The sequence below is a fragment of the Microbacterium sp. genome, from assembly GCF_032084865.1.
Taxonomy (GTDB): Bacteria; Actinomycetota; Actinomycetes; order Actinomycetales; family Microbacteriaceae; genus Microbacterium.
In genome coordinates this window covers 1-4745 of record NZ_DAMDLU010000176.1, presented here as the reverse complement: position 1 = coordinate 4745, position 4745 = coordinate 1, and the positions used below count along the sequence as shown (strand labels likewise).

The following is a 4745-nucleotide window of genomic DNA, read 5'->3' as shown; positions in this document are numbered from 1 at the left end:
ACCCCACCGGTGCGCGCGCACGCGAAGCGCCTCGGCGTCGATCTCGCGCTGGTCGCCGCCGACGTCGGCGACCGGGTGATCACCCGCGACGATGTGGATGCCTATGCCGAGCGCACGGGCTCGGCCACTGCGGCGACCGAGCCGGCACCGGTTGCGTCGCCTGCCCTTCAGCTCGTGCCGTCGGGAGCGCGTGCGCAGACCCGCATCCCGATCAAGGGTGTGCGCAAGCACACCGCCCAGGCGATGGTGCAGAGCGCGTTCACCGCTCCGCACGTCACCACGTTCCACACCGTCGACGTCACCGCGACCATGGAGCTGATAGATCAGCTGAAGGCCGACAGGTCACTCGCCGAGCACCGCATCGGACCGCTCGTGGTGATCGCGAAGGCGGTGGCTCTCGCTCTCGGCCGCACCCCGTCGCTGAACGCGACCTGGGACGAGCCTGCGGGCGAGATCGTGCACAATCACTTCGTCGATCTGGGCATCGCCGCAGCGACCGAGCGCGGCCTGATCGTGCCGATCATCCGCGACGCCGAGCGACTGTCCCTCACGGGGATGGCCGACGCGCTCGCCCAGCTCACGCAGACGGCACGTGCCGGCAAGACCAGCCCGGCGGAGCTCGCCGGCGGCACCTTCTCGATCACCAACATCGGCGTGTTCGGCATCGATGCGGGAACGCCGATCCTGCCTCCTGGGCAGTCCGGGATCCTCGCCGTCGGGGCGGTGCGACGTCAGCCGTGGGAGTACCGCGGTGAGATCGCCCTGCGTCAGATGATGACGCTGAGCCTGTCGTTCGACCACCGGCTCGTCGACGGGGCCGAGGGCGCGCGCTTCCTCAAGGACGTCGCCGACATCCTCGAGCAGCCGGGCCGGGCTCTGCTCTACTGAGCCGCGTCGGCTCGAAACCGGTCGGCCGCCGGCGTGGGGTCTGCCGACGGCCGGCCGGGGATCCGTCGGCGGTGGACCCCGGTCGCCGCCGGTGAAAGCGGTCAGCCGTCGCCGGCGGTCAGAGCGGCCATCGCCATCGCGGCGAGCACGCGCGCCGTGTCCGTGCGCGTGCGCAGCGCGGCCGAGGTGCTGTGCGGGGTGGAGTTCAGCAGCCCGAAGCACGCCTGGACGCGCAGACGCAGCTCCTCCCGCTCGCCCGTCACGAGAGCGCCGAGCGCGTCGATCCACAGTCCGATGTACGCACGCTGCAGTCGCCGCACGTCCGATCGCGAACCTTGCGTCAGATGGGAGAGATCGCGGTCCTGCACGCGGATGACGTCGGCGTTGCGCAGAGCGAAGTCGACGTGGAAGTCGACGAGCATCGCCATGCGGATGCGTTCATCGGCTGTTCCGTGCACGACGGCAGTGCCGCCGGCGACGAGGTCTTCGCTCACACCGATGAGCAGCGCGCCGAGGAGTGCCTGCTTGCCTGCGAAATGCCGGTACACGGCGGGGCCGGAGACGCCGACAGCGGCGCCGATGTCCTCCAGGCTCACGCTCGAGTACCCTCGAGCGCCGAACAGCGCGGCGGCCGCGACGAGGATCGCATCGGTGCGCTCCGCTTTGGCGCGGTTGCGCGACGTGACAGGCGTTGTCATTTCGGTTAATCCTCGCTAACCTGAATTGCCGGGGTTAGTGAACACTAACCTTTCTGGCGCGAATTTTCCGCAATGGTCGAGGAGGACCCGCGATGCCGGCCACCCAGCAGACTCTCGCCGCAGAACTGCGCGAGCGCCTCGCCGCCGCCGCACTCGGCGGTCCGGAGCGCTCCCGCGAACGGCATGTCGCCCGCGGCAAGATGCTGCCGCGCGACCGTGTCGACCGGCTGCTCGACGAGGGAAGTCCGTTCATCGAGGTCGCCCCTCTCGCCGCGAACGGACTGTACGGCGACGAGGCTCCGGGTGCCGGGGTGGTCGCCGGTATCGGGCTGGTGCACGGCAGGCACGTGATGGTCGTCTGCAACGACCCGACCGTGAAGGGCGGCACGTACTTCCCGATGACGGTGAAGAAGCATCTGCGTGCGCAGGAGATCGCGATCGAGAACCGACTGCCCTGCCTCTACCTCGTCGACTCAGGCGGCGCCTTCCTCCCGAAGCAGGACGAGGTGTTCCCCGACCGCGATCACTTCGGGCGCATCTTCTTCAACCAGGCGCGCATGTCGGCGGAGGGCATCCCGCAGCTCGCGGCCGTGCTCGGCTCGTGCACGGCCGGCGGCGCGTACGTGCCGGCGATGAGCGACCAGACCGTGATCGTGCGGGGTCAGGGCACCATCTTCCTCGGCGGTCCGCCGCTGGTGAAGGCCGCGATCGGCGAGGTCGTCACCGCCGAGGAGCTGGGCGGGGGAGAGCTGCACGCCCGCCGCTCGGGGGTCGTCGATCACCTGGCCGACGACGACGAGCACGCCCTCGAGATCCTCCGTGACATCGTCGCGACGCTGCCGCAGCCGGCGCCGCCGGCGTGGCACGTCGGGCCGAGCATCCATCCCCGCGAGACCGGAAGCCTCTACGACGTCGTCCCCGTCGACGTCAACGCCGCGTACGACGTGCACGAGGTGATCGACCGGCTCGTCGACGCCGACAGCGTCAGCGAGTTCAAGCCCGAGTACGGCACCACCCTCGTGACCGCATTCGCTCGGCTGCACGGACACCCGATCGGGATCGTCGCCAACAACGGCGTGCTGTTCAGCGAATCCGCGCTGAAGGGCGCGCACTTCATCGAGCTCTGCGACCAGCGCGGCATCCCGCTGCTGTTCCTGCAGAACATCACCGGATTCATGGTCGGCACCGAGGCTGAGGCCGGCGGCATCGCGAAGGACGGCGCGAAGATGGTGACCGCCGTCGCCACCACCCGCGTGCCGAAGCTGACCGTGATCATCGGCGGCTCGTTCGGCGCCGGCAACTACTCGATGTGCGGTCGCGCGTACTCGCCGCGATTCCTGTGGAGCTGGCCGGCCAGCCGCATCTCGGTGATGGGCGGCCCACAGGCGGCATCCGTCCTCGCCACGGTCAAGGAGGATCAGCTCACCGCGGCGGGAACACCGTGGACCGCCGAGCAGCGCGCCGAGTTCGAGGCGCCCGTCCGCAGCCAGTACGAGGCGCAGGGCGAGCCGTACTACGCCACCGCGCGACTCTGGGACGACGGGATCGTCGACCCCGACCAGACCCGCGACCTGCTCGGACTCGCGCTCGACGTCGTCTCCCGGACGCCCCTGCCCGACCCGCGCTTCGGCCTCTTCCGGATGTGAGCACCATGACCATCGACACCGTCCTCGTCGCCAACCGCGGCGAGATCGCCCGCCGCATCATCCGCACCCTGCGCGACCTCGGGATGCGCAGCGTCGCCGTGTACAGCGACGCCGACGCGCACGCACCGCACGTCCGCGAAGCAGACCAGGCCCTCCATATCGGCGGATCGGCTGCGTCGGATTCATACCTGAACGTGGATGCCATCATGGCCGCCGCACAGGCATCCGGAGCCCAGGCCATCCACCCCGGATACGGATTCCTCTCCGAGAGCGTCCAGCTGGCCCGCGCCTGCGCGGGCGCCGGTGTGACCTTCATCGGACCCGGCGAGCGCGCGCTCGAGATCATGGGCGACAAGGCGACGGCGCGCGACCACGTCGCGCGTCACGGCGTGCCCGTGGTGCCCGGCTTCACGGCCGCGGGCCTCGACGACGACCAGATCCGCGCCCGTGCCGATGAGGTCGGCTACCCGCTGCTGGTCAAGCCCAGCGCGGGCGGCGGCGGCAAGGGGATGGAGATCGTCCGCGCCGGCGACGAGCTCGTCGGCGCCCTCGCGACCGCGCGGCGCGTCGCCACCGCGGCGTTCGGCGACGACTCGATGGTGCTCGAGCGCCTCGTGCAGCGGCCGCGGCACATCGAGGTGCAGGTCTTCGGCGACGCACACGGCACGGTCATCGCCCTCGGCGAGCGGGAATGCACCTTGCAGCGTCGCCACCAGAAGGTGATCGAGGAGGCGCCCGCGGCGCACCTTCCCGACGCGGTGCGCCGCCGGCTGCTCGACGCGGCGGTGGCCGCGGCGAAGAGCGTCGACTACGTCGGCGCCGGCACGGTGGAGTTCCTCGTCGAGGCCGACGCCGTCGACGACGTGTTCTTCATCGAGATGAACACGCGTCTGCAGGTCGAGCATCCGGTCACCGAGGAGGTGACGGGTCTCGACCTCGTCGCCCTGCAGCTGCACATCGCCGCCGGCGGTGCGATCGATCCGGCCCCGGCCGTGCGCGGTCACGCCGTCGAGGCACGGGTCTACGCGGAATCGCCGGAGCGCGGGTTCCTGCCGTCCACCGGCCGCGTTCTGCTGTTCGATCCTCCGCGCGACGTGCGGGTGGATGCCGCGATCGAGACGAGTTCGGAGATCAGCGGGTTCTACGATCCGATGATCGCGAAGGTCATCGCATACGGCGCCGATCGTGCGACCGCCCTGCGGCGTCTGGACGCCGCTCTCGCCCGCACCGTCGTGCTGGGAGTCGAGACGAACATCGCCTTCCTGCGCGCCCTGCTCCGCGACGAGCGCGTACGGCGGGGCGACCTCGACACGGGCCTGATCGAGACGATGCTGCCGTTCACCCCTTCGCAGCCGACGCCGGCGATGTTGGCCGCGGCCGCGCAGGCTGTCGCGCAAGCCGGGCCGATCAGCCGCCCGAGGGCCTCCGCCGACGTCTGGCATGAGCTGCCGGGCTGGCGTATCGGAGGCGCCGCGGCGCCGCCGCGCACCGAGTTCGTGACCGACGACGACAC

4 protein-coding genes are annotated in these 4745 nt (G+C 70.6%); 3 read left to right on the top strand and 1 reads right to left on the bottom strand.

The window, feature by feature from the left end; translation table 11 throughout:
* A partial coding sequence (locus RT309_RS13745; protein WP_313357935.1) for a dihydrolipoamide acetyltransferase family protein occupies positions 1 to 888 on the top strand: 888 nt, incomplete at its 5' end.
* 101 nt (positions 889 to 989) lie between these two features.
* On the opposite strand, the gene RT309_RS13740 is transcribed toward RT309_RS13745, so the two are convergent.
* Positions 990 to 1586: a TetR/AcrR family transcriptional regulator gene (locus RT309_RS13740; RefSeq protein WP_313357933.1), complete on the bottom strand. Its 597-nt coding sequence runs from the start codon at positions 1584 to 1586 to the stop codon at positions 990 to 992.
* Between the two features lie 92 nt (positions 1587 to 1678).
* Between RT309_RS13740 and RT309_RS13735 the strand changes: the two genes are divergently transcribed.
* Entirely contained in the window at positions 1679 to 3232 is a 1554-nt protein-coding gene (locus RT309_RS13735; RefSeq protein WP_313357930.1) for a carboxyl transferase domain-containing protein, read from the top strand.
* A 5-nt stretch (positions 3233 to 3237) separates the two neighbouring features.
* Positions 3238 to 4745 (top strand): biotin carboxylase N-terminal domain-containing protein (locus tag RT309_RS13730; protein WP_313357928.1); only part of this gene is annotated, 1508 nt, incomplete at its 3' end.

Excerpts from the sequence above, each read along its gene's own strand:
- RT309_RS13740 (WP_313357933.1), bottom strand. The coding sequence starts at position 1,586 with ATGACAACGCCTGTCACGTCGCGCAACCGCGCCAAAGCGGAGCGCACC.
- RT309_RS13735 (WP_313357930.1), top strand. The coding sequence starts at position 1,679 with ATGCCGGCCACCCAGCAGACTCTCGCCGCAGAACTGCGCGAGCGCCTC.